Annotated in this window: 19 protein-coding genes; 15 read left to right on the forward strand and 4 right to left on the reverse strand. The window is 71.3% G+C overall.

The window, feature by feature from the left end; all coding sequences use genetic code 11:
• Window positions 1-225: 225 nt before the first annotated feature.
• Entirely contained in the window at window positions 226-3,987 is a 3,762-nt protein-coding gene (locus OG782_RS27300; RefSeq protein WP_406455289.1) for a chromosome segregation SMC family protein, read from the forward strand.
• Between the two features lie 209 nt (window positions 3,988-4,196).
• A complete protein-coding gene (locus tag OG782_RS27305; protein ID WP_406455291.1) occupies window positions 4,197-5,615 on the forward strand; it encodes a sugar porter family MFS transporter in 1,419 nt (472 codons plus the stop codon).
• A 69-nt stretch (window positions 5,616-5,684) separates the two neighbouring features.
• Here OG782_RS27305 and OG782_RS27310 read toward each other — a convergent pair whose 3' ends face one another.
• Entirely contained in the window at window positions 5,685-6,650 is a 966-nt protein-coding gene (locus OG782_RS27310; protein WP_406455293.1) for an LLM class flavin-dependent oxidoreductase, read from the reverse strand.
• Between the two features lie 52 nt (window positions 6,651-6,702).
• Window positions 6,703-8,094, reverse strand: coding sequence for a purine-cytosine permease family protein (locus OG782_RS27315; protein WP_406455295.1), 1,392 nt, complete (start codon window positions 8,092-8,094; stop codon window positions 6,703-6,705).
• 208 nt (window positions 8,095-8,302) lie between these two features.
• On the opposite strand from OG782_RS27315, the gene ftsY reads away from it, so the two are divergent.
• Window positions 8,303-9,502 (forward strand): signal recognition particle-docking protein FtsY, encoded by a 1,200-nt coding sequence (ftsY, locus tag OG782_RS27320; protein ID WP_406455297.1) that lies wholly within the window; start codon window positions 8,303-8,305, stop codon window positions 9,500-9,502.
• 148 nt (window positions 9,503-9,650) lie between these two features.
• Here the strand turns inward: ftsY and OG782_RS27325 are convergent, their stop codons facing one another.
• Window positions 9,651-10,310: a bifunctional DNA primase/polymerase gene (locus OG782_RS27325; RefSeq protein ID WP_406455299.1), complete on the reverse strand. Its 660-nt coding sequence runs from the start codon at window positions 10,308-10,310 to the stop codon at window positions 9,651-9,653.
• 426 nt (window positions 10,311-10,736) lie between these two features.
• Between OG782_RS27325 and OG782_RS27330 the strand changes: the two genes are divergently transcribed.
• The 6 genes from OG782_RS27330 to ftsH all read left to right on the forward strand — a co-directional run bounded on the left by OG782_RS27330 (window position 10,737) and on the right by ftsH (window position 20,569).
• Entirely contained in the window at window positions 10,737-12,212 is a 1,476-nt protein-coding gene (locus tag OG782_RS27330; protein ID WP_406455301.1) for a hypothetical protein, read from the forward strand.
• Window positions 12,213-12,593: 381 nt separating this feature from the next.
• On the forward strand, window positions 12,594-13,946 hold the full coding sequence (locus tag OG782_RS27335) for an ammonium transporter (RefSeq protein WP_406455303.1): 1,353 nt from the start codon (window positions 12,594-12,596) through the stop codon (window positions 13,944-13,946).
• Window positions 13,943-14,281: a P-II family nitrogen regulator gene (locus OG782_RS27340; RefSeq protein ID WP_136330688.1), complete on the forward strand. Its 339-nt coding sequence runs from the start codon at window positions 13,943-13,945 to the stop codon at window positions 14,279-14,281. The genes OG782_RS27335 and OG782_RS27340 overlap by 4 nt, the downstream gene beginning before the upstream one ends.
• 31 nt (window positions 14,282-14,312) lie before the next feature.
• Window positions 14,313-16,766, forward strand: coding sequence for a [protein-PII] uridylyltransferase (locus OG782_RS27345; protein ID WP_406455305.1), 2,454 nt, complete (start codon window positions 14,313-14,315; stop codon window positions 16,764-16,766).
• 130 nt (window positions 16,767-16,896) lie between these two features.
• Window positions 16,897-18,450, forward strand: coding sequence for a signal recognition particle protein (gene ffh, locus OG782_RS27350; protein ID WP_406455307.1), 1,554 nt, complete (start codon window positions 16,897-16,899; stop codon window positions 18,448-18,450).
• Window positions 18,451-18,652: 202 nt separating this feature from the next.
• Entirely contained in the window at window positions 18,653-20,569 is a 1,917-nt protein-coding gene (ftsH, locus tag OG782_RS27355) for an ATP-dependent zinc metalloprotease FtsH (protein WP_406455309.1), read from the forward strand.
• Between the two features lie 78 nt (window positions 20,570-20,647).
• Here the strand turns inward: ftsH and OG782_RS27360 are convergent, their stop codons facing one another.
• Complete coding sequence (locus OG782_RS27360) at window positions 20,648-21,499, reverse strand: class I SAM-dependent methyltransferase (RefSeq protein ID WP_406455311.1); 852 nt, start codon at window positions 21,497-21,499, stop codon at window positions 20,648-20,650.
• A 604-nt stretch (window positions 21,500-22,103) separates the two neighbouring features.
• Between OG782_RS27360 and OG782_RS27365 the strand changes: the two genes are divergently transcribed.
• The 6 genes from OG782_RS27365 (at window position 22,104) to rplS (ending at window position 25,548) form a co-directional block, all read left to right on the forward strand.
• Window positions 22,104-22,697 (forward strand): hypothetical protein, encoded by a 594-nt coding sequence (locus OG782_RS27365; RefSeq protein WP_136329609.1) that lies wholly within the window; start codon window positions 22,104-22,106, stop codon window positions 22,695-22,697.
• 158 nt (window positions 22,698-22,855) lie between these two features.
• Window positions 22,856-23,299: a 30S ribosomal protein S16 gene (gene rpsP / locus OG782_RS27370; RefSeq protein ID WP_145765828.1), complete on the forward strand. Its 444-nt coding sequence runs from the start codon at window positions 22,856-22,858 to the stop codon at window positions 23,297-23,299.
• Window positions 23,300-23,301: 2 nt separating this feature from the next.
• Window positions 23,302-23,541: an RNA-binding protein gene (locus tag OG782_RS27375; protein WP_003980229.1), complete on the forward strand. Its 240-nt coding sequence runs from the start codon at window positions 23,302-23,304 to the stop codon at window positions 23,539-23,541.
• 79 nt (window positions 23,542-23,620) lie between these two features.
• Window positions 23,621-24,211, forward strand: coding sequence for a ribosome maturation factor RimM (rimM, locus tag OG782_RS27380; RefSeq protein ID WP_406455314.1), 591 nt, complete (start codon window positions 23,621-23,623; stop codon window positions 24,209-24,211).
• Window positions 24,211-25,032: a tRNA (guanosine(37)-N1)-methyltransferase TrmD gene (gene trmD / locus OG782_RS27385; protein WP_406455316.1), complete on the forward strand. Its 822-nt coding sequence runs from the start codon at window positions 24,211-24,213 to the stop codon at window positions 25,030-25,032. The genes rimM and trmD overlap by 1 nt, the downstream gene beginning before the upstream one ends.
• A 165-nt stretch (window positions 25,033-25,197) precedes the next feature.
• Complete coding sequence (rplS, locus tag OG782_RS27390) at window positions 25,198-25,548, forward strand: 50S ribosomal protein L19 (RefSeq protein WP_311309993.1); 351 nt, start codon at window positions 25,198-25,200, stop codon at window positions 25,546-25,548.
• The last annotated feature ends 7 nt before the right edge of the window (window positions 25,549-25,555 follow it).

Below are 25,555 nucleotides of genomic sequence, written 5' to 3' on the forward strand. Positions count from 1 at the left end.
CATCTGCCTCGTCATTGATCCGGCACGCGCGCCCTTCACCGGGAGACGTGTGATCCGTCGACGCAGCATTGCACAAGATTTACAGGGGACGCTTCGGCGTCCCTTCTTTCTTTTCCCCTCCGGCCCGCGCCCGTCCCGCCCCGGACGTACACCCCTTCCCTTACCGTCTGATGTGCCCTGCACCTTCATCAGCGAAACCGAGAGCGAAAGGTAGAGTCCGGCGGCGTGCACCTCAAGGCCCTGACCCTGCGTGGTTTCAAATCGTTCGCCTCCGCCACAACCCTGCGGTTCGAACCCGGGATCACGTGTGTGGTCGGTCCCAATGGGTCGGGCAAGTCCAATGTGGTGGACGCCCTCTCCTGGGTCATGGGGGAGCAGGGGGCCAAATCCCTGCGCGGCGGCAAGATGGAGGACGTGATCTTCGCCGGTACCACCGGGCGGCCGCCGCTCGGCCGGGCTGAGGTATCGCTGACCATCGACAATTCCGATGGCGCACTGCCCATCGAGTACGCCGAAGTGACGATCACTCGGATCATGTTCCGCAACGGCGGCAGCGAATACCAGATCAACGGTGACACCTGCCGGCTGCTGGACATCCAGGAACTCCTTTCGGACTCCGGAATCGGCCGGGAGATGCATGTCATCGTCGGCCAGGGCCAGCTGGATTCCGTACTCCACGCCGATCCGATGGGCCGCCGCGCATTCATCGAGGAGGCCGCCGGAGTCCTCAAGCACCGCAAGCGCAAGGAGAAGGCGCTGCGGAAGCTGGACGCGATGGGGGCGAACCTGGCCCGCGTACAGGACCTCACCGACGAGCTGCGCCGGCAGTTGAAGCCGCTCGGCCGGCAGGCGGCGGTGGCCCGCAGGGCCGCCGTCATCCAGGCCGATCTGCGCGACGCCCGGCTGCGGCTCCTCGCCGACGACCTGATGCGGCTGCACACCGCACTGCGCGGCGAGATCGCCGACGAGGCGGCGCTGAAGCAGCGCAGGGAGGCGGCGGAGGCGGAACTCGGGGCGGCGCTCGCGCGCGAGGCCGGACTGGAGGACGAGGTGCGGCGGCTGACGCCGCGCCTCCAGCAGGCCCAGCAGACCTGGTACGAGCTCTCGCAGCTGGCCGAGCGGGTACGCGGCACGGTCTCGCTGGCCGACGCCCGGGTGAAGAGCGCCACCGCCCCGCCGGAGGAGGAACGGCGCGGCCGCGATCCCAAGGACATGGAGCGCGAGGCCGCCCGGATCCGGGAGCAGGAGGCTGAGCTCACCGCGGCGCTGGAGGCCGCGGAGCACGCGCTGGAGGACACCGCGTCGCACCGGGCCGACCTGGAGCGGGAGTTGGCGGCCGAGGAGCGCAGGCTCAAGGACGCCGCCCGCGCCCTGGCGGACCGCCGCGAAGGGCTCGCCCGGCTGAACGGCCAGGTCAACGCCGCCCGCAGCCGGGCCGGTTCGGCGCAGTCGGAGATCGACCGGCTGGCGGCGTCGCGCGACGAGGCACAGGAGCGGGCGGTCGCGGCCCAGGAGGAGTACGAGCAGCTGAAGGCCGAGGTCGACGGCCTGGACGCCGGGGACACCGAGCTCGCTGAGCGGCACGACGCCGCCAGGGGCGGACTGAAGGAGGCGGAGGGGGCGCTCTCCGCGGCCCGGGAGGACGTCACCGCCGCCGAACGCAAGCGCGCGGCCGTCGCGGCCCGCCATGACGCACTGGCCCTCGGGCTGCGCCGCAAGGACGGGACCGGGGTGCTGCTCGGGGCCCGGGACCAGCTCGCGGGTCTGCTCGGACCGGCCGCGGAACTGCTCACGGTGGCCCCGGGACACGAGATCGCGGTGGCGGCGGCGCTGGGCGCGGCGGCGGACGCGGTGGCGGTGACGGACCCGGCCACCGCGGCGGACGCGATCCGGCTGCTGCGGAAACAGGACGCGGGGCGTGCGGCACTGCTGCTCGGGGGCGGGCCCGGGGGAACCGGTGGGGTGGGACACGTACCCGGTCCGAGCCCGGAGGCGCACGTCGCGCCGCGGACCGGCGTCGCCCATGTCCCCGGTCAGGCCGCGGAGTCCGCACAGGGAGCGTTGCGCGACGGCAGGGCGGCGGAGAGCGCCGGGCCCGTCGCCTCCCGGGAACCGGCCGGAGCGGAGGCGGAGGAAGCCGGACAGCCTGCCGCCCTGGCCCTGGCCGCGGGCCCGGGGACGCCCGCCGTGGCCGACCTCGTCGGCGGCCCCGTCGAACTGATGGCCGCAGTCCGCAGGCTGGTGCGGGACATGGTGGTCGTAGGGACGCTGGAGGATGCCGAGGACCTGGTCGCGGCCCACCCGGAGCTGACGGCGGTGACCGGGGAGGGGGACGTCCTCTCGGCGCACTTCGCGCACGGCGGCTCGGCCGGTGCGCCCAGTCTCCTGGAGGTCCGGGCGTCCGTGGACGAGGCGGCCGCCGAGCTCGCCGAGCTGGCCGTGCGGTGCACGGAGCTGGCCGGGACGCAGCGGCTCGCGGCGGAGCGGCGCGCCGGCTGCGTGGCGCTCGTCGAGGAGTTGGGGGAGCGCCGCTCCGCCGCCGAGCGGGAGAAGTCCGGGGTGGCCCAGCAGCTCGGGCGGCTGGCCGGGCAGGCCCGCGGCGCGGCGGGTGAGGCCGAGCGGATGGCCGCGTCCGCGGCCCGCGCCCAGGAGGCGCTGGAGCGCGCGACCGAGGAGGCCGAGGAACTGGCCGAGCGGCTGCTGGTGGCCGAGGAGGCGTCGGGGGACGGCGCGGACGAGGAGCCGGACACCGCCGTGCGCGACCGGCTCGCCGCCGACGGTGCCAACGCCCGCCAGACCGAGATGGAGGCCCGCCTCCAGGTCCGTACCCACGAGGAACGGGTCAAGGCCCTTGCCGGGCGGGCCGACTCGCTCGACCGAGGCGCCCGCGCCGAGCGCGAGGCGCGCGCCCGCGCCGAGCAGCGCCGGGCCCGGCTGCGCCACGAGGCGGCGGTGGCCTCCGCCGTCGCGTCCGGTGCCCGTCAGCTGCTCGCCCACGTCGAGGTGTCCGTCGTACGGGCGGAGCAGGAGAGGGCCGCAGCCGAGGCCTCGAAGGCCGAGCGGGAACGGGAACTGGCCGCCGAACGCCACCGGGGCCGCGAGCTCAAGGGCGAGCTCGACAAGCTGACGGACTCGGTCCACCGGGGAGAGGTGCTCGGCGCCGAGAAGCGGCTGCGGATAGAGCAGCTGGAGGCGAAGGCCCTGGAGGAGCTCGGCGTGGAGCCGGCCGGTCTGGCGGCGGAGTACGGCCCCGACCAGCTCGTGCCGCCGTCCCCGGCCGCCGAGGGCGAGGAGCTGCCGCAGGACCCGGAGCACCCGCGCAACCAGCCGAAGCCGTTCGTCAGGGCCGAGCAGGAGAAGCGGCTGAGGACGGCCGAACGGGCGTATCAGCAACTCGGGAAGGTGAATCCGCTCGCCCTGGAGGAGTTCTCGGCGCTGGAGGAGCGGCACAAGTTCCTCTCCGAGCAGCTGGAGGACCTGAAGAAGACCCGGGCCGATCTGATGCAGGTCATCAAGGAGGTCGACGAGCGGGTCGAGCAGGTCTTCACCGAGGCGTACCGGGACACGGCCCGGGAGTTCGAGGGCGTCTTCTCGCGCCTCTTCCCGGGCGGTGAGGGCCGGCTCGTCCTGACGGATCCGGGCAACATGCTGGCGACCGGTGTGGACGTCGAGGCCAGGCCGCCGGGGAAGAAGGTCAAGCGGCTCTCCCTGCTGTCCGGCGGGGAAAGGTCGCTCACGGCGGTGGCGTTGCTGGTCTCGATCTTCAAGGCCAGGCCGAGTCCGTTCTATGTGATGGACGAGGTCGAGGCGGCGCTCGACGACACCAATCTGCAGCGGCTGATCCGGATCATGGAGGAGCTCCAGGAGAGCTCGCAGCTCATCGTGATCACGCACCAGAAGCGCACGATGGAGGTCGCCGACGCGCTGTACGGCGTCTCGATGCAGGGCGACGGAGTCTCCAAGGTCATCAGTCAACGGCTGCGCTGAGCCTTTACCCAATCTTCAGGACTTCAACGTAACCATTGGGTGCTCCTGGATAGATTTCAGGTCTGGTCGGCATTTTGACGCCAAAAGATGAACACGCGATCTCCGGTGCATCGCTTTTATCTTCAAGTGGTGGTGAATGAGAAGTTATGCCCCACTGGGAAGAGTTCACCCCCCACGCCTGACGTTGCGGCCAGGAACCAGGAGTTCACGTGACCAGCACATCGCAGGGACCTGGGTCCGGAGCCCGGGCGGCTCATCCGGACCACCTCGGCCATGTCATCTTCATCACCGCTGCGGCTGCGATGGGCGGCTTCCTCTTCGGCTACGACAGCTCCGTGATCAACGGTGCCGTCGAAGCGATCCGCAGCCGGTACGACATCGGCTCCGGAACCCTCGCCCAGGTCATCGCCATCGCGCTCATCGGCTGCGCGATCGGCGCCGCCACCGCCGGCCGGATCGCCGACCGCATCGGCCGTATCCGCTGCATGCAGATCGCCTCGGTGCTCTTCACCATCAGCGCCGTGGGCTCCGCGCTCCCGTTCGCGCTCTGGGACCTGGCGATGTGGCGCATCATCGGCGGCTTCGCCATCGGTATGGCGTCCGTGATCGGCCCGGCGTACATCGCCGAGGTCTCCCCGCCCGCCTACCGCGGCCGGCTGGGCTCCTTCCAGCAGGCGGCGATCGTCGTCGGCATCGCCATCTCCCAGCTGGTCAACTACGGCATCCTGCAGATCGCCGACGGCGACCAGCGCGGCAAGATCGGCGGCCTCGAGGCCTGGCAGTGGATGCTCGGCGTGATGGTCGTCCCCGCAGTGCTCTACGGTCTGCTCTCGTTCGCCATCCCCGAGTCGCCGCGCTTCCTGATCTCCGTGGGCAAGAAGGACCGGGCCCGGAAGATCCTCGAAGAGGTCGAGGGCACGGGCATCGACCTCGACGCCCGGGTCGCGGAGATCGAGACCGCGATGCACCGCGAGCACAAGTCGACCTTCAAGGACCTGCTGGGCAGCCGCTTCGGCTTCCTGCCCATCGTCTGGGTCGGTATCGGCCTGTCGGTCTTCCAGCAACTCGTCGGCATCAACGTGGCGTTCTACTACTCGGCGACGCTGTGGCAGTCCGTCGGCATCGACCCGACCGACTCGTTCTTCTACTCCTTCACGACCTCGATCATCAACATCATCGGTACGGTGATCGCGATGGTCCTGGTGGACCGGGTGGGCCGTCGCCCGCTCGCCCTCGTCGGCTCCTGCGGCATGGCCGTCGCCCTCGCCTTCGAGGCGTGGGCCTTCTCGGCCGACCTGGTCGACGGCAAGCTCCCCACCACCCAGGGCGTGGTCGCGCTCGTCGCCGCCCACGTCTTCGTGCTCTTCTTCGCCCTCTCGTGGGGCGTCGTGGTCTGGGTCTTCCTCGGCGAGATGTTCCCGAACCGGATCCGCGCCGCCGCACTCGGCGTCGCCGCCTCCGCCCAGTGGATCGCCAACTGGGCGATCACCGCGAGCTTCCCGAGCCTCGCCGACTGGAACCTGTCCGGCACGTACATCATCTACGCGTGCTTCGCCACGCTCTCGATCCCCTTCGTCATCAAGTTCGTGAAGGAGACCAAGGGCAAGGCGCTTGAGGAGATGGGCTGACCCCCCACTGTCCCTCTCCTCGAATCCGTACGGCCCCGGCCGCGCCCGCGAACCGGGGCCGTACGCGTCTCACTTCCCGGCAGCCCCGCAGAACAGCCGCAGGCTGCGCCATCCCTCCTCGACCGGCATCCCGCCGCACAGCGGGTGCAGCACCAGGCTGTCCAGCTGCCCGGCGAGATCGGCGCACTCCTGGGGTGTGACGATCCGGTAGACGCCCTCGTCCCGGAGCTCCGTCACCGTCGTCGCCGCCGAACGGACGGCCGAGCGGATGTCCTTGGACTGCCAGGAGGCGTAGGTGCGCGCCTCGTGCAGGAAGTGCCCCCCGTACTCGGCCCACGTCCGGTCCGGGTCCTCGGACACGTGCAGCAGTGGAGTCTCGGCCGAGGGCATCATGCAGAACCCCTCCGTACCGTGCTCCGCGCGCTGCTCGTGGTAGTACGCCTCCAGCTCCGGCAGATGCGCGCTCGGGAACAGCGGCAGCCCCAGCCTGGCCGCCCGCCGCGCCGCCGCCCGCGAGCTGCCGCCCACCAGCAGCAGCGGATGCGGACGGGTGAACGGCCGCGGGGTGACCGAGACCGTACGGCCGCGGAACTCGAACGGCTCCCCGGTCCACGCCTTCAGCAGCGTCTCCAGCAGCTCGTCCTGGAGCCGGCCGCGCCTGCCCCATTCGACGCCCGCCCGCTCGTACTCCTCGGGCCGGTAGCCGATCCCCGCGACCGTGACCAGGCGGCCGGCGCTCAGCAGGTCGAGCACCGCGATGTCCTCGGCCAGCCGCAGCGGGTCGTGCAGCGGTCCGATGATCGCGGAGACCGTGACCGCGATCCGGCGGGTGGCTCCGAAGACGGCACCGGCGAACGCGAAGGGGGAGGGCAGCCAGGAGTTGGCGGCCCCGTGGTGCTCCTCGGTCTGCACGGTGTCGACGCCGTGCTCGTCGGCGTACGCGGCCATGTCCAGCGCGGCGCGGTAGCGGGCCGAGAGGGAACCCGGCGTGGCGTCGGGATCGACGAGGTTGAACCGGACGACTGTGAAGGCCATGAGGCTGTCCCCTGGGTCGGCTGGGCGGGGCCGGACCATAGCTGACGCAGCGTCAGAAGTGTAGGGGTGCGGCCCGCCGCCGCACGCCGGGCCGCGGCAGCGCCGCGTACAGACCGCCCGATACGGCGATCGTCACCGCCCAGCCGAGGCCGTTGCGCCCGGTCCAGGTGGTGGCGAGCGGACCGTTGAACCACTGCCCGCCGGTGAACAGCAGCCCGGCCGCCAGGCCCGCGGCCCAGGCCGTCACCGCGGTCCACGCGACCCCGCCCGTGTACCAGTAGGCGCTGGTGGGAGTGGTGTCCATGAGCGCCACCGGGTCGTAGTCGCGCCCGCGCAGCAGATCCACGCCGAATACGCCGATCCACGCCGAGAACGTCACCGCGAGCAGGCTCAGAAAGGAGACGAACGAATGGATGAAACTGTTCGCCACCAGCATCAGCAGCGACCCCAGGAACAGACTGATCGCGGCATTCACCCCGACGGCCCAGGCGCGTGGAACGGTGAATCCCAGGGTCTGCACGGTGAATCCGGCCGAATACATCGACATCGCGTTGATCAGCACCATGCCGAGCACGGCGACGGCCAGATACGGAACCGAGATCCAGTCCGGCAGTGTCGCGCCGATGAACGCGACCGGATCACGGGTGACGGCCAGGCCCGGCGTACCGACCGCCATCACCGCCCCCATCAGGACCATCGGCACCACCACGATGGTCGCGCCGCCCACGGTCGCCGCGACCATCGCCCGCCCGGACGCGGAGTGCGGAAGATAGCGCGTGAAGTCCGGCCCCGAAGGCGCCCAGCTGATCCCGCCGGCCGCCAGGGTGCCGATCCCGGCGATCATCAGCGGCGCCGGTCCGGCCGGCCGGTCCAGCACCGCCCGCCATGTAGTCGCCCCGGCCAGATGCACCAGGACCAGGACGCTGAACGCGCCGAAGAGATACACGGACCAGGTGCAGCACAACCGCAGTGCCCGCGCGCCCAGGCCCGACAGCAGAAAGCCGGCGGCGACGAAGGCGAGCAGGGTCACCATGACCAGGGCCGGAGTGCTCCGGACGCCGAGGAGCAGATCGAGTACGGCCAGCAGGGCGTACGACCCGGTGACCGCGTTCACCGTCTCCCAGCCCCAGCGGGCCACCCAGATCAGCGCACCGGGCGCCAGATTGCCGCGCTGGCCGAAGACGGCCCGGGACAGGGCCATGCCGGGGGCGCCGCCGCTGCGCCCCGCGACCGAGATCAGACCGACCATGCCGAACGAGACGGCCGGTGCCACGACCGCGACGACCAGCACCTGCCAGAGGCTCAGTGCGTCGAGCACCACCAGCCCCGCGCCGACGGTGAGCAGCAGCACGGTCGTATTGGCCGCCACCCAGGTGGGGAAGAGGGACCGGACCCGGCCGGTGCGTTCGCTGTCGGGCACGGGGTCCAGCCCACGGGTCTCCACGGCCAGGATCGTACCTTTACCGGCATACCGCTCATATCATCTGGAGGGCTTCAGCGGCGCAGCCCGTTCTCCGGCCCGCCCCGGGCGGAGGTCACCCGCGGCCGGGTGGTCCGGCCCTGCGGCGCCCGGGTCCGTCGCGCGCACTCGCTCCTTCGCGAAACCGCGCATTCCCCGATTGCCGCCGCACGTGACCGATACTGGGTGGGTTATGGAATTCGTCATCCTTGCTGTAGTCATCGCCCTGGTCGCGGTCGGCGTGATCAGCGGGCTCGTGGTCAGCAGCCGCAAGAAGAAGCAGCTGCCCCCGGCACCGTCGAGCACGCCGACCCTCACACCTCCCGCCGAGCCCCATGTCGGCGAGGAGGCCGAGACGCCGCGCGACGAATCGCGCCGCACCATCGAGGACACCGGCCCGCTGCCCGGCGAGGCGGTCCCCGAAGCCGCCGTGCCGGAGGCGCCCGCCGCCCCCGTGCTGGACGTCCCCGAGCCCACCGCCGGCCGTCTCGTACGGCTGCGGGCCCGGCTCGCCCGCTCGCAGAACTCCCTCGGCAAGGGGCTGCTCACGCTCCTGTCCAGGGACAACCTCGACGAGGACACCTGGGAGGAGATCGAGGACACCCTCCTCACCGCCGATGTCGGCGTCGCCCCCACCCAGGAACTGGTCGAGCGGCTCCGTGAGCGCGTCCGCGTCCTCGGCACCCGTACCCCCGACGAGCTGCGCTCGCTGCTGCGTGAGGAACTCCTCAACCTGCTCGGCACCGACATGGACCGTGCGGTCAGGACGGAGAGCGGCGTCGACACCCCCGGCGTCGTGATGGTCGTCGGTGTCAACGGCACCGGCAAGACCACCACCACCGGCAAGCTGGCCCGGGTGCTCGTGGCCGACGGCCGCAGCGTCGTGCTCGGCGCGGCCGACACCTTCCGCGCCGCCGCCGCCGATCAGCTCCAGACCTGGGGCGAGCGCGTCGGTGCCCGCACCGTGCGCGGTCCCGAGGGCGGCGACCCGGCGTCGATCGCCTTCGACGCCGTGAAGGAAGGGATCGCGGAGGGCGCCGATGTCGTCCTCATCGACACGGCGGGCCGGCTGCACACCAAGACCGGGCTGATGGACGAGCTCGGGAAGGTCAAGCGGGTCGTCGAGAAGCACGGACCGCTCGACGAGATCCTGCTCGTTCTCGACGCCACCACCGGACAGAACGGCCTGGTGCAGGCGCGGGTGTTCGCCGAGGTCGTCGACATCACCGGCATCGTCCTCACCAAGCTCGACGGCACCGCCAAGGGCGGCATCGTCATCGCCGTCCAGCGCGAGCTGGGCGTACCGGTCAAGCTGATCGGACTCGGCGAGGGGCCGGACGATCTGGCTCCGTTCGAGCCGGAGGCGTTCGTGGACGCCCTGATCGGGGACTGAGCCCCGCAGACACGCCAGGAGCCCGGCCGCACGCCTCGTGCGGCCGGGCTCTTTGCTGTGCCGGGTGCCGGGTGCCGGGTGCCGGGCTGTCGGGTGCCGGACTGCCTGGGGAGGGTCGGTCGCCGGGTGCCGGGCTGTCGGGGGCGGGTCAGCCGCAGGGGGTCAGGCGGTGGCAGATGTACGCCAGTGTGCCCAGCAGCAGACGGGCCTGCGGGGGCGCCGCCGCGGTGTCCAGGGCCGGCGGCCGCAGCCACCGGACCGGGCCGAGGCCGCCCTGGTCGGACGGCGGCGCGGTGATGTGGCACCCGGGGCCGAGCGCCCGCAGATCCAGACCCGCATCGTCCCAGCCCATCCGGTACAGCAGCCGGGGGAGTTCGGCGGCCGCGCCCGGTGCGACGAAGAACTGCGCCCGCCCGGCCGGGGTCACCGCCACCGGGCCCAGCGGCAGCCCCATCCGTTCCATCCGCACCAGTGCCCTGCGCCCGGCCTGCTCGGCGACCTCGAGCACATCGAAGGTGCGGCCCACCGGCAGCAGCATCGAGGCGCCCGGCGCCCCGGCCCACGCGCGCGCCGCCGTGCCGAGCGTGGACCCGGCGGGAACCTCCTGCCCGGAGTCCAGCGGATGAGCGCCGGGGAGCGGGCAAGCGCTGCTCCCGCAGGAGCAGTTGCCGTCCACGGCGCGTGCGCCCGGCACCACCGCCCAGCCCCACAGGCCCGTGTACTCGGCCACCGCGGTGCCCTCGGCCGCACGGCCGCGGCGCCGTGAGCCGGATCGCATCTCACGGATGCCGCCGATCGTGAAGCCCATGCCCCCTCCAACGGGTCCAACTCGCCGGTGGTTACGAATCGGAGTGCCTCCGTGACACTCCGTCGTCCCTGGTGGTGCGGGTGATCGCGGGCCGCGCCCCGGGGAGTGCGAGCCCTCTCGCGCGCCCCCGGACGCATCCCTGCGCCTGCCGCTGATCGCTGTCTGTCAAGTGAATCGCGCCCGGCCGCGGTGGCGTTCATCCGTTGGGGTGGCGAATGGTGGCGTTTCTGCAATCACCCTCGCAGAGGGGGTGATCGTAGGATTACCGTCGGTACACGAACCATGGAAGTATGTGCGCCCATGGGTATGCCGGGGGCAACCCGATTTCCTGTTCGATGGTGTGCAACCCCCATACGGGCAGCGTTGGTTCACGGCATTCTGATAGTGGTTCGCGCGACAGTATTTCGGCGGGATGGGGGCGTTCCAGTGAGTGGCAGCGGCGCAGGCGATGCGAATGCCGGTAAGCGCCCCAACGGGCAATTGGGATCATGGTTCGTGCGCAGCGGCTGGTCGAAGGGTGAGCTGGCCCGGCAGGTGAACCGCAGAGCGCGCCAGATGGGCGCCCACCACATCAGCACCGACACCTCCCGGGTGCGGCGCTGGCTGGACGGCGAGCAGCCGCGCGAACCGATCCCGCGCATCCTGTCCGAGCTGTTCTCGGAGCGTTTCGGCGCCGTCGTGGCCGTCGAGGACCTGGGGCTGCGCACCGCGCACCAGGCGCCCTCCGTGGCCGGTGTCGATCTGCCCTGGGCCGGACCGCAGACGGTCGCCCTGCTCAGCGAGTTCTCCCGCAGCGATCTGATGCTCGCCCGCCGCGGATTCCTCGGCAGTTCGCTCGCCCTGGCCGCCGGACCCGCCCTCATCGAGCCCATGCAGCGCTGGCTGGTGCCCGTCGCGTCCGCCGGGGTCGTCGAGCCGGAGTCGCCCGCCGCCGCCCGCCGCCCCTCCCGGCTCTCCGGCCCCGAACTCGACCTGCTGGAGTCCACCACCGCGATGTTCCGCCAGTGGGACGCGCAGTGCGGCGGCGGACTGCGCCGCAAGGCCGTCGTCGGCCAGCTCCACGAGGTCACCGACCTGCTCCAGGAGCCGCAGCCGGCCGCCACCGCCAAGCGGCTGTTCCGCTGCGCGGCCGAACTGGCCGAGCTGGCGGGCTGGATGAGCTACGACGTCGGCCTCCAGCCCACCGCCCAGAAGTACTTCGTGCTCGCTCTGCACGCCTCCAAGGAGGCCGGCGACAAGCCGCTCGGCTCGTACGTCCTGTCCAGCATGAGCCGTCAGATGATTCACCTCGGCCGCCCCGATGACGCCCTCGAACTGATCCACCTCGCGCAGTACGGCAGCCGGGACTGCGCCACCGCGCGGACCCAGGCCATGCTGTATGCGATGGAGGCCCGCGCCTACGCCAACATGGGCCAGCCCAGCAAGTGCAAGCGGGCCGTCCGGATGGCGGAGGACACCTTCCTCGACGCGGGCATCGACGGCGAGCCCGAGCCCGACTGGATCCGCTTCTTCTCCGAGGCCGAGCTCAACGGCGAGAACTCCCACTCCTACCGCGACCTGGCCTATGTGGCCGGCCGCAGCCCCACGTACGCCTCGCTCGCCGAACCCGTCATGCGAAAGGCGGTCGATCTCTTCGGTGACGACGACGAGCACCAGCGGTCGTACGCCCTCAATCTGATCGGCCTCGCCACCGTCCATCTCCTCAAGCGCGAGCCCGAGGAGTCCACCGTGCTGGCCGAGAAGGCGCTGCGGGTGGCCAAGAAGGTCCGCTCCGAGCGGGTCAACACCCGGCTGCGCAAGACCGTCGACACCGCCGCCAGGGACTTCGGGGACATCGCCGAGGTCGCCCGGCTCACCGATCTCCTCACCGAACAACTGCCCGAGACCGCCGAAGCGGTCTGAGGCGTGTTCTGAAAGTCCCCTCTGCCCCGGCCACGACGACCACCCCGCACGGACCGACCACGGCTCCCCCTATTGCCAGGTCATCGGGTGATCGCCGTGGCCGGTTCGTGTGGTCGTTCCCCTGCCGGAGCGTCGCAACCGCACCGTATGCGGCTCCGGCCGCAGAGTAGGCGCGAGCGTGGGTACGCCATGGGTGGTTCATGGGGACGTAACACGGCGGTCCTCTTAGTCACTGCGGCGAAACACCGTGCGGCATCGGCCGAAACGGCGCTGGGCGAATCTCATGGCGCATAAGGCCCGCACCTTTTCCCCAGTGGTCCCGCACGTGGTTAAGCCCCCACCGCCCCCGCACGCGGCCGCACCGACGACGAGGAGACGCCGATGCCCCCAGGCATCACGACGCTTGCAGCAGACGCCCCGACGCTGTCTGCCGCCAACACCGGGTTCATGCTCATCTGCTCGGCCCTGGTGATGCTCATGACCCCGGCCCTGGCCTTCTTCTACGGAGGCATGGTCCGCGTCAAGAGCACCCTCAACATGCTGATGATGAGCTTCATCAGCCTCGGGATCGTCACGATCCTGTGGGTGCTGTACGGATTCAGCCTCGCCTTCGGCACCGACTCCGGTTCGATCATCGGCTGGAGCTCGGACTACGTCGGCCTCAGCGGGATCGGCATCACCGAACTCTGGGACGGCTACACCATCCCGGTGTACGTCTTCGCCGTCTTCCAGCTGATGTTCGCCATCATCACGCCGGCCCTGATAAGCGGTGCCCTCGCCGACCGGGTCAAGTTCACCTCGTGGGCGCTCTTCATCACCCTCTGGGTCACCGTCGTCTACTTCCCGGTCGCGCACTGGGTCTGGGGCGCGGGCGGCTGGCTCTTCGAGCTCGGCGTCATCGACTTCGCCGGTGGTACGGCCGTCCACATCAACGCGGGTGCCGCGGCCCTCGGCGTGATCCTCGTGATCGGCAAGCGCGTCGGCTTCAAGAAGGACCCGATGCGGCCGCACAGCCTGCCGCTCGTCATGCTCGGTGCCGGTCTCCTCTGGTTCGGCTGGTTCGGCTTCAACGCCGGCTCGTGGCTCGGCAACGACGACGGCGTCGGCGCGGTCATGTTCGTCAACACGCAGGTCGCCACGGCCGCCGCGATGCTCGCCTGGCTCGGCTACGAGAAGCTCCGCCACGGCTCCTTCACCACCCTCGGTGCCGCCTCCGGCGCCGTCGCCGGACTCGTCGCCATCACCCCGGCGGGCGGCGCGGTCAGCCCGCTCGGTGCCATCGCCGTCGGTGCCATCGCCGGTGTGCTGTGCGCCATGGCGGTCGGCCTCAAGTACAAGTTCGGCTACGACGACTCCCTGGATGTCGTGGGCGTCCACCTCGTCGGCGGTGTCGCCGGGTCCCTGCTCATCGGCCTCTTCGCCACCGGCGGAGTCCAGTCCGACGCCAAGGGCCTCTTCTACGGCGGCGGACTCGATCAGCTCGGCAAGCAGGCCGTCGGTGTCTTCGCGGTCCTCGCGTACTCTCTGGTCGTCTCCGCGATCCTCGCCTTCCTCGTCGACAAGACGATCGGGATGCGGGTCGAGGAGGACGACGAGGTCTCGGGCATCGACCAGGTCGAGCACGCCGAGACGGCGTACGACTTCAGCGGCGCCGGCGGCGGTGCGGCCCCGCGCAGTACGACCCCCGCGCCCGGCACCACGGCAGCCCCGACGAACAAGAAGGTGGACGCATGAAGCTCATCACCGCAGTCGTGAAGCCCCACCGGCTTGACGAGATCAAGGAGGCCCTCCAGGCCTTCGGCGTCCAGGGCCTCACGGTCACGGAAGCCAGCGGCTACGGGCGTCAGCGCGGCCACACCGAGGTCTACCGGGGCGCCGAGTACACCGTCGACCTCGTCCCGAAGATCCGCATCGAGGTACTCGTCGAGGACGAGGACTCCGAACAGCTCATCGATGTCGTCGTCAAGGCCGCCAGGACCGGCAAGATCGGTGACGGCAAGGTCTGGAGCGTGCCGGTCGAGACCGCGATCAGGGTCCGCACCGGGGAACGCGGCCCGGACGCACTCTGACCGACTGTTCCGCACACGGAAAGGCAGCTGGGTGACGAGCACCGAAGTGACCACCGAATCCGAGGACTCGGGACCCAGCGGCTACGCGGCGGCCCGGCTGCGCCTTCTCCAGGAGAAGGCGCAGTCCGGGCCGCCGCGCCGTGCGGCCCTCGCCTCGCTCACCGACGAGTGGCTGACCGCCCTCTTCGCCACCGCGGCCGGACACGCCGGCGTCCGGGGCGCCGCCCTCGTGGCCGTCGGCGGATACGGCCGCGGCGAGCTCTCCCCGCGCAGCGACCTCGACCTCGTGCTCCTGCACGACGGCACCGCCGACGCAGCCGCCGTCGCCGCACTCGCCGACCGCATCTGGTACCCCGTCTGGGACCTCGGGCTGGCCCTCGACCACTCCGTGCGCACCCCCGCCGAAGCCCGGAAGACAGCGGGGGAGGACCTCAAGGTCCAGCTCGGCCTGCTCGACGCCCGGCCCGTCGCCGGGGACCTCGGTCTCGTCGCCTCCCTGCGCACCGCGATCCTCGCCGACTGGCGCAACCTCGCCCCCAAGCGGCTGCCCGCACTCGACGAGCTCTGCCGCGAACGGGCCGAACGCCAGGGCGAGCTCCAGTTCCTCCTGGAGCCCGACCTCAAGGAGGCCCGCGGCGGACTGCGCGACGCCACCGCACTGCGCGCCGTCGCCGCCTCCTGGGTCGCCGACGCCCCCCGCGAGGGCCTCGCCGAGGCCCGCCGCATCCTTCTCGACGCCCGCGACGCCCTCCACCTCACCACCGGCCGCGCCACCGACCGCCTCGCCCTCCAGGAACAGGACCAGGTCGCCGACGCGCTCGGCCTCCTCGACGCCGACGCGCTGCTGCGCCAGGTCTACGAGGCCGCCCGCACCGTCTCCTACGCCACCGACGTGACCTGGCGCGAGGTCAACCGGGTACTGCGTGCCCGCTCGGTCCGCCCCCGGCTGCGCGCCATGCTCGGCGGCGGCAGGGCCCCGGCCACCGACCGCACCCCGCTCGCCGACGGGGTCGTCGAGGCCGACGGAGAGGTCGTCCTCGCCCGCACCGCCCGGCCCGAACGCGACCCGGTCCTGGTCCTGCGCGCCGCCGCCGCGGCCGCCCAGTCCGAACTCCCGCTCTCCCGCCACGTCGTACGCCACCTCGCCGGCTCCGCCAAGCCGCTGCCGGTGCCGTGGCCCGCCGAGGCCCGGGAGGAACTGGTCACCCTCCTCGGCGCGGGCGAGGCCACCGTCCCCGTCTGGGAGGCCCTGGAGGCCGAGGGACTGATCACCCGGCTCCTGCCCGACTGGGAGCGGGTGCACTGCCGGCCCCAGCGCAACCCCGTCCACACCTGGACCGTCGACCGCCACCTCGTCGAGGCGGCCGTCCGCGCCTCCACCCTCACCCGCCGCGTCGGCCGCCCCGACCTCCTGCTCGTCGCCGCGCTGCTGCACGACATCGGCAAGGGCTGGCCCGGCGACCACTCCGTCGCCGGTGAGGTCATCGCCCGCGACATGGCCGCGCGGATCGGCTTCGACCAGCACGACGTGGGCGTCATCGCCACCCTCGTACGCCACCATCTGCTGCTCATCGAGACCGCCACCCGGCGCGACCTCGACGACCCGGCCACCGTCCGCTCCGTGGCCACCGCGGTCTCCACCGCCTCCACACTCGAGCTCCTGCACGCCCTGACCGAGGCCGACGCACTCGCCACCGGGCCCGCCGCCTGGTCCACCTGGCGCGCCTCCCTCGTCACCGACCTGGTCAAACGTGTCGCGGCCGTCCTCGCGGGCGAGGCGCCCGAGGAGCCCGAGCCCGCCGCCCCCAGCGCCGAACAGGAACGCCTGGCCATCGAGGCCCTGCGCACCGGCGAACCCGTTCTGGCCCTGCACACCCAGACCGAGACCCCGCAGGAGGAAGGCGCCGCCGAACCCGTCGGCGTCGAACTCCTCATCGCCCTGCCCGACCGGCCCGGCGTCCTGCCCGCCGCCGCCGGGGTACTCGCCCTGCACCGCCTCACCGTCCGCGCCGCCGACCTGCGGGCCGTCGAACTGCCCACGGAGCTCGGCGAGACCGCGGACCTGCTGCTGCTCAGCTGGCGGGTCGCGGCCGAGTACGGCTCCCTGCCCCAGGCCGCCCGGCTGCGCGCCGACCTCGTACGCGCCCTGGACGGCTCCCTGGACATCCGGGCCCGTCTCGCCGAGCGCGAGGCGGCCTACCCCAGGCGCCGCGGGGTGAAGGCCCCGCCGCCGAGGGTGACGGTCGCCGCGGCCGGCTCGCGGCTGGCCACGGTGATCGAGGTACGCGCGCAGGACGCCCCGGGCCTGCTGCACCGGATCGGCCGGGCGCTGGAACAGAGCGCGGTACGGGTCCGCAGCGCGCATGTGTCGACGCTGGGGGCGAACGCCGTGGACGCCTTCTACGTCACCGACGCGGACGGCGAGCCGCTGCCCGGGGAGCGGGCCGCGGAGCTGGCCCGGGAGGTCGAGAAGGCGCTCGGCTGAGGCGTGCGCCCCTGCGAAAGGCCCCTGTCGGTCACGTAAACCGGGCGAGGGCTTTGCGTTCCCCGGCGTCCGGATACCCTGGGGGACGACTACCCGACCCCGCCCCCGACCCTGAGGACCGACGAGCGCCGTGTTCGATACTCTCTCCGACCGCCTTGCCGCGACTTTCAAGAACCTCAGGGGCAAGGGCCGCTTGTCCGAGGCGGACATCGACGCCACGGCTCGCGAGATCCGTATCGCCCTGCTCGAAGCGGATGTCGCGCTGTCCGTCGTCCGGTCCTTCATCGCCAACGTCAAGGAGCGGGCGCGCGGCGTCGAGGTCTCCCAGGCGCTGAACCCCGCGCAGCAGATGATCAAGATCGTCAACGAGGAGCTCGTCTCCATCCTCGGCGGCGAGACCCGGCGGCTGCGGTTCGCCAAGACCGCGCCCACCGTGATCATGCTCGCGGGCCTCCAGGGTGCCGGTAAGACGACCCTCGCCGGAAAGCTCGGCGTCTGGCTCAAGGGCCAGGGCCACTCCCCGCTGCTCGTCGCCTGTGACCTCCAGCGCCCCAACGCCGTGAACCAGCTGAGCGTCGTCGCCGAGCGCGCCGGCGTCGCGGTCTACGCGCCCCAGCCGGGCAACGGCGTCGGCGACCCGGTCCAGGTCGCCAAGGACTCGATCGAGTACGCCCGGACCAAGCAGTACGACGTCGTCGTCGTCGACACCGCCGGCCGTCTCGGCATCGACCAGGAGCTGATGCAGCAGGCCGCGGACATCCGCGACGCCGTCAGCCCCGACGAGATCCTCTTCGTCGTCGACGCGATGATCGGCCAGGACGCGGTCAACACCGCCGAGGCCTTCCGCGACGGCGTCGGCTTCGACGGTGTGGTGCTCTCCAAGCTCGACGGTGACGCCCGCGGTGGTGCGGCCCTGTCGATCGCCCATGTCACGGGCAAGCAGATCATGTTCGCGTCGAACGGTGAGAAGCTCGAGGACTTCGACGCCTTCCACCCCGACCGCATGGCGTCCCGCATCCTCGACATGGGTGACCTGCTCACCCTGATCGAGCAGGCGGAGAAGACCTTCAGCCAGGAAGAGGCCGCCCAAATGGCCTCCAAGCTGGCGTCCAGCAAGGGCGGCAAGGACTTCACGCTGGACGACTTCCTGGCCCAGATGGAGCAGGTCCGCAAGATGGGCTCCATCTCCAAGCTGCTCGGGATGCTGCCCGGCATGGGGCAGATCAAGGACCAGATCAACAACATCGACGAGCGCGACGTCGACCGCACCGCCGCGATCATCAAGTCGATGACCCCGAAGGAGCGCGCCGAGCCGACGATCATCAACGGTTCGCGGCGTGCCCGTATCGCCAAGGGTTCCGGCGTCGAGGTCAGCGCCGTGAAGAACCTGGTCGAGCGGTTCTTCGAGGCCCGCAAGATGATGTCGAAGATGGCCCAGGGCGGCGGCATGCCGGGCATGCCCGGGATGCCGGGCATGGGCGGCGGCCCCGGCCGGCAGAAGAAGCAGGTCAAGCAGGCCAAGGGCAAGCGCAAGAGCGGTAACCCGATGAAGCGCAAGGCCGAGGAGCAGGCCGAGGCGGCCCGCCGCGAGCAGGCGGCCCAGGGCGGCGCGTTCGGCCTGCCGGCCGGTCAGGAAGACAAGAACTTCGAGCTGCCGGACGAGTTCAAGAAGTTCATGGGCTGATCCGCCTGCCGGTTCTACGTCCCCGAGGGGGCGCCCGCTTCACGGCGGGCGCCCCCTCGGGCGTGTGCGGGCGCCGGGGTCCCGCCATGGGCGTGTGCGGGTCGGCGGGTCCCTCCATGGGCCCAGCGAGCCCCCGCTCCGAGGGCTTCGCCCGTATTTCTCCCTTAATGTCGGCTCAACGGCTGTCGTCAGAGGAGACCGCGTGACCAACCCCGTACCTCCCCGCGACCGCACCGACCAGCCCTGGCGTTCCGAAGGCGCACCGCCGCCCCCGCCGCCGGGCCGGAAGATGCCGGGAGGCTGGGGCGGGCTCCTGCTGACCGCGCTGGCCGTCTATCTGATCGCCAATCTGGTGCTCTCCTTCTTCAACGGGGACGAAGAGCCGACGATCGCGTACACGGAGTTCAGCAAGCAGGTCACCTCGGGCAATGTCTCCAAGATCTACTCCAAGGGCGACGCCATCCAGGGGCAGCTCAAGAAGGAGGCGAAGGTCCCGGGCAAGGACGACAAGTACACCAAGTTCGTCACCCAGCGGCCCGCCTTCGCCGACGACAACCTCTGGGCGGAACTGGTCAAGGACGACGTCACGGTCACCGCCGAGCCCGTCGTCAAGGAACGCAGCTTCCTGGCCAACCTGCTGATCTCGCTGGCACCGATGCTGCTGCTCGTGCTGCTCTGGGTGTTCATCGCCCGGCGGATGTCGCGCGGCGGCATGGGCGGCGGGATGGGCGGCTTCGGCCGCAAGGCCCCGCCCAAGCCGGTCGAGCTGGAAGGGGACCGGCGTACGACGTTCAAGGACGTGGCCGGCATCGACGAGGTCGCCGGCGAGCTCGACGATGTCGTCGACTTCCTGAAGAACCCGGACGCCTACCGGAAGATGGGCGCCCGCATGCCCGGGGGAGTACTCCTCGCGGGTCCTCCGGGTACCGGCAAGACGCTGCTGGCGCGGGCGGTCGCGGGCGAGGCGGGTGTGCCGTTCTTCTCCGCCTCGGCCTCCGAGTTCATCGAGATGATCGTGGGCGTCGGCGCGGGCCGCGTACGGGAGCTCTTCGCCGAGGCGCGCAAGGTCGCCCCGGCCATCGTGTTCATCGACGAGATCGACACCATCGGACGGGCCCGCGGCGGCGGCTCGGGCATGGGAGGGCACGACGAACGCGAGCAGACGCTCAACCAGATCCTCACCGAGATGGACGGCTTCTCCGGCTCGGAGGGCGTGGTGGTGCTCGCGGCCACCAACCGTGCCGACGTCCTCGACCCGGCACTCACCCGCCCCGGCCGCTTCGACCGGATCGTCCAGGTCAGCCCGCCGGACAGGGACGGGCGGGAGGCGATCCTGGAGATCCACACCCGGAAGATCCCGATGGCCCCGGACGTGGACCTGGCCCAGGTGGCCCGGACGACTCCGGGGATGACCGGCGCCGATCTCGCCAACCTCGCCAACGAGGCCGCGCTGCTCGCCGTGAAGCGGGGACAGCCCGAGGTCGACAACGCCGACTTCTCGGACGCCCTGGAGAAGGTCCAGCTCGGTGCGGAGCGCTCGCTGGTCCTGTCGGACGAGGAACGCCGCAGGACGGCGTACCACGAGAGCGGGCACGCGCTGCTGGGGATGCTCCAGCCCGGCTCCGACCCGGTCCGCAAGGTCACCATCGTGCCGCGCGGCCGGGCGCTGGGCGTCACCCTCTCGACGCCGGACGCCGACAAGTACGCGTACACCGAGGAGTACCTGCGTGGCCGGATCATCGGCGCGCTCGGCGGCATGGCGGCAGAGCAGGTGGTGTTCGCGGTCATCACCACCGGCGCGGAGAGCGATCTGGAGCAGGTCACCAATCTGGCCCGGGGCATGGTGGGCCGCTGGGGCATGAGCCACCGGGTGGGACGGCTGACGGCGATCCCGGGCGATGCCCAGCAGGCGTACGGACTGTCGGCGGCGCCCGCGACGCTGGACGCGGTGGACGGGGAGATGCGGCGCATCGTCGACGAGTGCTACGAGGAGGCGTGCCGGCTGCTGCGCGAGAACCGCGACCGGCTGGACTCGCTGGCCACGGCGCTGCTGGCCAACGAGACGCTGGACGAGGCGGCTGCCTACCGGGCCGCCGGAATCACCCGGCTGGCCAAGTAGCGGAACCTCCGGGAGGCGGCGGTGTCCCGCTCCTCCCGGAGGTCCGGAGTCCCGCCGCCTCCCGGAGGTCCGGAGTTCCTATGCCGTGCAGACGAGGTAGCGGAACACGTTGGGCATCCAGACCGTGCCGTCGCGGCGCCGGTGCGGGTGCAGGGCCTCCGCGACCTCCTTCTCCACCTGGAACCGGTCCGTCGCCCGCACCGCGGCGTCGAAGAGCCGCGTCGACAGCAGGCCCCGTACCGCACTGTCCATGTCCGCGTAGCCGAACGGGCACGCCACCCGCCCCGAGCCGTCGGGCTTCAGCCCGGACCGGAACGCCACGTCCTCCAGATCGTCCCGCCGCGCCCCGCGCCCGCCGCCGGTCCGTGGTGCGCGCGAGCACTCCGCGAGCCGGGTCGCCACCCGCAGCACCGCCTCGGTCGCACACCTCTCGGGCGGGCCCCAGCCGGTCAGGACGACCGTGCTGCCCCGGCCGGGGACCGGCGCCGCGGCAGCGATCGTCCGCACCAGATCGTCGTCGTCCCCGGGCGCGCAGCCGATCGGGGTGAACGCGGTGATCAGGTCGTACGGCCCGCCGCCCGCAGCCGCCGGGACGGCTTCCAGGAGCCGCGGTCCGGCGGCGGGGGACCCGTAGCCGTCCTGCGGGCCCTCCTGGAGCCGGACGCGGGCGAGCGCGAGCCGTTCGGGGTCCGTGTCGACACCGGTGACCCGTGCTCCGCGGCGGGCCGCGATCAGCAGCGCCAGGCCGGAGCCGCAGCCGAGGGAGAGCATCCGTGTGGCAGGTCCCACTTCGAGCCGCTGGTACACCGCCTCGTACAGCGGGGCCAGCATCCGCTCCTGGATCTCGGCCCAGTCACGGGCGCGGGAACCGCCGTCCGCCGGGGCGGACGGCTCCGCGGGCCTGTGGTTCCGGACGAGCGTTGGTGTCATGGAATGCGCCCCAATCCGCCGAGGTTCCGGTGATGCCGATCGGTCGTGTTCGAGTGGACGGTCTGCCCGTCCCCGTTCGTGCGCGCTTCCCCCGTAAGCCAGAGAACTGCGCATCCGCCGCCGCGTCCAGGGGTCTGCGGGCAATGGTTGCCCGCGTTCCGGCCCGTGCCGCGGCCCCTGCTCCGGCCCGTGAGGAGCACCGTGGCCGGGGCACCCGGACGGCATGGGTGCCCGAAGGGGGCTGCCTCGCGTTCTGCCGTCCCAGTCTCACCCGGCACGCGGGAGCGGGCACGTCGAGCGTGTTCCACCCCTTCCGCGAGGCCGCCCGCCGTACCGGGGAGCGGGTGGCGGGGGCCGGTGGCGTTCCCGGTACTCTCGGCTCCTGCGCCGGGCGCCCGGCGGTGTTCCGGGGGGCGTACGCACCGCCTGCGCGCCCGGGCGTACACGTCACTACGTACCACCTTGGTGCGAGCTGTGAGGCTTCTCCGCAGATCAGCGCACCCGCCCTCGTCAGGACGCATCAATGGCAACTGACTGGTACGTGCAAAATATTTGGGATGGCCCGGAATCGGAACACCGGGGCACTCGCGCTCGTTGTCACGACGTGAGCACGACACCACCTGTACTTGCCGCAGAGCTGGCACAGGCGTGGGCCGACATTCAGCGGTACCACTCCGAGCTGCCCGATCTCGCCGCACCCGAGTCCCTGATCGGAGAGTCCTCGTCCGCCTGTGGCGCCGAGCTCTCCTTCGAGCGACTGCTCCACGAGGCAGTCCATGGCATCGCCGCCGCCCGAGGTGTCCGGGACACCTCGCGCGCCGGCCGTTACCACAACCGTCGATTCCTCGCGATCGCCGAGGAGCTGGGCCTCGATCACGCCGAGGAGCCCCACCCCAGCAGTGGCTTCTCGCTGGTCACGCTCAATCCCGAGGCCAAGCGCCGGTACCGGCCGACGATGGAACGACTGCAGCGCGCCCTCAAGGCGCACACCGTCGCCACCGCCGCCGACACCAAGCGCTCCTTCCGCGGCCCCGCCGCCCGGCACGGCTCCTCCGGAGGGGGCGTGCGGGTCAAGGCCGTCTGCGACTGCGGTCGCAATGTGCGCGTCGTTCCCTCGGTCCTCGCGCAGGCCCCGATCGTGTGCGGCGGCTGCGGAAAGCCGTTCCGGATTCCGGAGGCAGTGGTCGCGGTGGGGTGAGGCGATGGGGTGTGGCACAATGGACAGCTGTACTCGACAGTCGCATAGGACCCCTCTCTCCTCCGGCTGACGCGTCCATCGGGCACTCCGAGTACCGCAACCCCACGTGGCATCTTTGTTGTGCCCAACCACGTCATAGACCAGGAGACACCACTTCCGTGGCAGTCAAGATCAAGCTGAAGCGTCTGGGCAAGATCCGTTCGCCTCACTACCGCATCGTCGTCGCCGACTCCCGTACCCGCCGTGACGGCCGGGCCATCGAGGAGATCGGCCTGTACCACCCGGTACAGAACCCCTCGCGCATCGAGGTCAACGCAGAGCGCGCGCAGTACTGGCTGTCCGTCGGCGCCCAGCCGACCGAGCCGGTTCTCGCCATCCTGAAGCTCACCGGTGACTGGCAGGCGCACAAGGGCCTTCCGGCCCCCGCGCCGCTGCTGCAGCCGGAGCCCAAGGCTGACAAGCGCGCCCTGTTCGAGGCCCTCACCAAGGACATCGGTGAGGAGTCCAAGGGCGAGGCCATCACGCAGAAGGCGAAGAAGGCCGACAAGAAGGCGGACGAGGCTGCTGACGCCGCCGCGCCCGCCGAGTCGACCGAGGCCTGAGCATGCTCGAGGAGGCTCTCGAGCACCTCGTGAAAGGCATCGTCGACAACCCCGATGACGTGCAGGTCGCCTCGCGCACCCTGCGACGTGGCCGTGTGCTCGAGGTCCGGGTCCACCCCGATGACCTCGGCAAGGTGATCGGCCGTAACGGCCGCACCGCACGCGCGCTGCGTACCGTCGTGGGCGCCATCGGCGGCCGTGGTATCCGCGTCGACCTCGTCGATGTGGATCAGGTTCGCTGACAGAGTTGAACACCGGCACGGGCCGGGGAGGGCCATGCGCCCACCCCGGCCCGTCGTCGTACGACAGGAGAGACACAAGGTGCAGTTGGTAGTCGCGCGGATCGGTCGCGCCCACGGCATCAAGGGCGAGGTCACCGTCGAGGTGCGTACGGACGAGCCGGAGCTCCGGCTCGGACCCGGCGCCGTACTGGCCACCGAGCCGGCCTCGACAGGGCCGCTGACGATCGAGACGGGCCGGGTGCACAGCGGCCGGCTGCTGCTGCGCTTCGAGGGCGTACGGGACCGTACGGCCGCCGAGGCGCTGCGCAACACGCTGCTGATCGCCGACGTCGACCCGGCGGAGCTCCCGGAGGACCCCGAGGAGTTCTACGACCATCAGCTGATGGACCTCGACGTGGTCCTCGCCGACGGCACCGAGGTCGGCCGGATCACCGAGATCACGCACCTGCCGTCCCAGGACCTCTTCATCGTGGAGCGTCCCGACGGCACCGAGGTGATGATCCCGTTCGTCGAGGAGATCGTCGCCGAGATCGACCTGGAGGAGCAGCGCGCGGTGATCACGCCGCCGCCGGGTCTGATCGACGAGAGCCAGGCGGTCGTGGCCTCCTCGCGCGACGAGGAGGCGGCTGCGGCCGAGTCCGGTTCCGCCGAACCCGGGGAAGACGCCTGATGCGCCTCGACGTCGTCACGATCTTCCCCGAGTACCTGGAACCGCTGAACGTCTCGCTCGTCGGCAAGGCCCGCGCCCGCGGCCGCCTCGACGTGCATGTGCACGATCTGCGGGAGTGGACGTACGACCGCCACAACACGGTCGACGACACCCCCTACGGCGGCGGTCCCGGCATGGTCATGAAGACCGAGCCGTGGGGCGACGCCCTGGACGAGGCGCTGGCGGACGGTTACGAGGCCGGGGCGCACTCCCCGGTGCTCGTGGTGCCCACGCCGAGTGGTCGGCCCTTCACCCAGGAGCTCGCCGTCGAGCTGTCCGAGCGGCCCTGGCTGGTCTTCACCCCGGCCCGCTACGAGGGCATCGACCGGCGGGTGACGGACGAGTACGCCACCCGGATGCCGGTCGTCGAGGTCTCCATCGGTGACTATGTGCTGGCCGGCGGCGAAGCCGCGGTCCTCGTGATCACGGAGGCGGTCGCCCGTCTGCTGCCCGGTGTGCTCGGCAACGCCGAATCGCACCGGGACGACTCCTTCGCCCCCGGCGCGATGGCCAACCTGCTGGAGGGCCCCGTCTACACCAAGCCGCCCGAGTGGCGCGGCCGGGGGATTCCGGATGTCCTGCTCAGCGGCCACCACGGACGGATCGCGCGCTGGCGCCGGGACGAGGCATTCCGCCGCACCGCGCTCAACCGGCCCGATCTGATCGAGCGCTGCGAGGCGACGGCCTTCGACAAGAAGGACCGCGAGATGCTCTCCATCCTCGGCTGGTCGCCGGAGCCCGGTGGCCGATTTTGGCGCAGGCCCCAGGCCGTGGAAGAATAGGCCGCTGCTGTACGTCCGGCGTGCGCCCCTGCCACAGGGGGAAAGCGGCCGTTGCGTTCCTCATACGTATGGGGATGGTCCCGACGCCCGTCCGACGCGATCAGCATCCCGAATTCATCACTCTCCCGTCGATGACCTGTGGCATCGGCGAAGAAAGCAGTCAACATGGCTTCCCTGCTCGATGGCGTCAACGCCGCCTCGCTGCGTACCGACGTCCCGGCGTTCCGCCCCGGTGACACCGTCAACGTCCACGTGCGCGTGATCGAGGGCAACCGCTCCCGTATCCAGCAGTTCAAGGGCATCGTCATCCGTCGCCAGGGCGCGGGCGTCAGCGAGACCTTCACGGTCCGCAAGGTCTCCTTCAGCGTCGGCGTCGAGCGCACCTTCCCGGTGCACAGCCCGATCTTCGAGAAGATCGAGCTCGTCACCCGCGGTGACGTCCGTCGCGCCAAGCTGTACTTCCTCCGTGAGCTGCGCGGCAAGGCCGCGAAGATCAAGGAGAAGCGCGACCGCTGAGCTGACT

Origin of the sequence: Streptomyces sp. NBC_00876, assembly GCF_045207435.1 — a bacterium.
GTDB lineage: Bacteria > Actinomycetota > Actinomycetes > Streptomycetales > Streptomycetaceae > Streptomyces.

Bases quoted from the DNA above. Each gene is read 5' to 3' on its own strand.
- OG782_RS27310 (WP_406455293.1), bottom strand. From the start codon at position 6,650: ATGGCCTTCACAGTCGTCCGGTTCAACCTCGTCGATCCCGACGCCACG.
- ftsY (WP_406455297.1), top strand. From the start codon at position 8,303: ATGGAATTCGTCATCCTTGCTGTAGTCATCGCCCTGGTCGCGGTCGGC.
- OG782_RS27325 (WP_406455299.1), bottom strand. From the start codon at position 10,310: ATGGGCTTCACGATCGGCGGCATCCGTGAGATGCGATCCGGCTCACGG.
- OG782_RS27335 (WP_406455303.1), top strand. From the start codon at position 12,594: ATGCCCCCAGGCATCACGACGCTTGCAGCAGACGCCCCGACGCTGTCT.
- OG782_RS27340 (WP_136330688.1), top strand. From the start codon at position 13,943: ATGAAGCTCATCACCGCAGTCGTGAAGCCCCACCGGCTTGACGAGATC.
- OG782_RS27360 (WP_406455311.1), bottom strand. From the start codon at position 21,499: ATGACACCAACGCTCGTCCGGAACCACAGGCCCGCGGAGCCGTCCGCC.
- OG782_RS27375 (WP_003980229.1), top strand. From the start codon at position 23,302: ATGCTCGAGGAGGCTCTCGAGCACCTCGTGAAAGGCATCGTCGACAAC.
- trmD (WP_406455316.1), top strand. From the start codon at position 24,211: ATGCGCCTCGACGTCGTCACGATCTTCCCCGAGTACCTGGAACCGCTG.
- rplS (WP_311309993.1), top strand. From the start codon at position 25,198: ATGGCTTCCCTGCTCGATGGCGTCAACGCCGCCTCGCTGCGTACCGAC.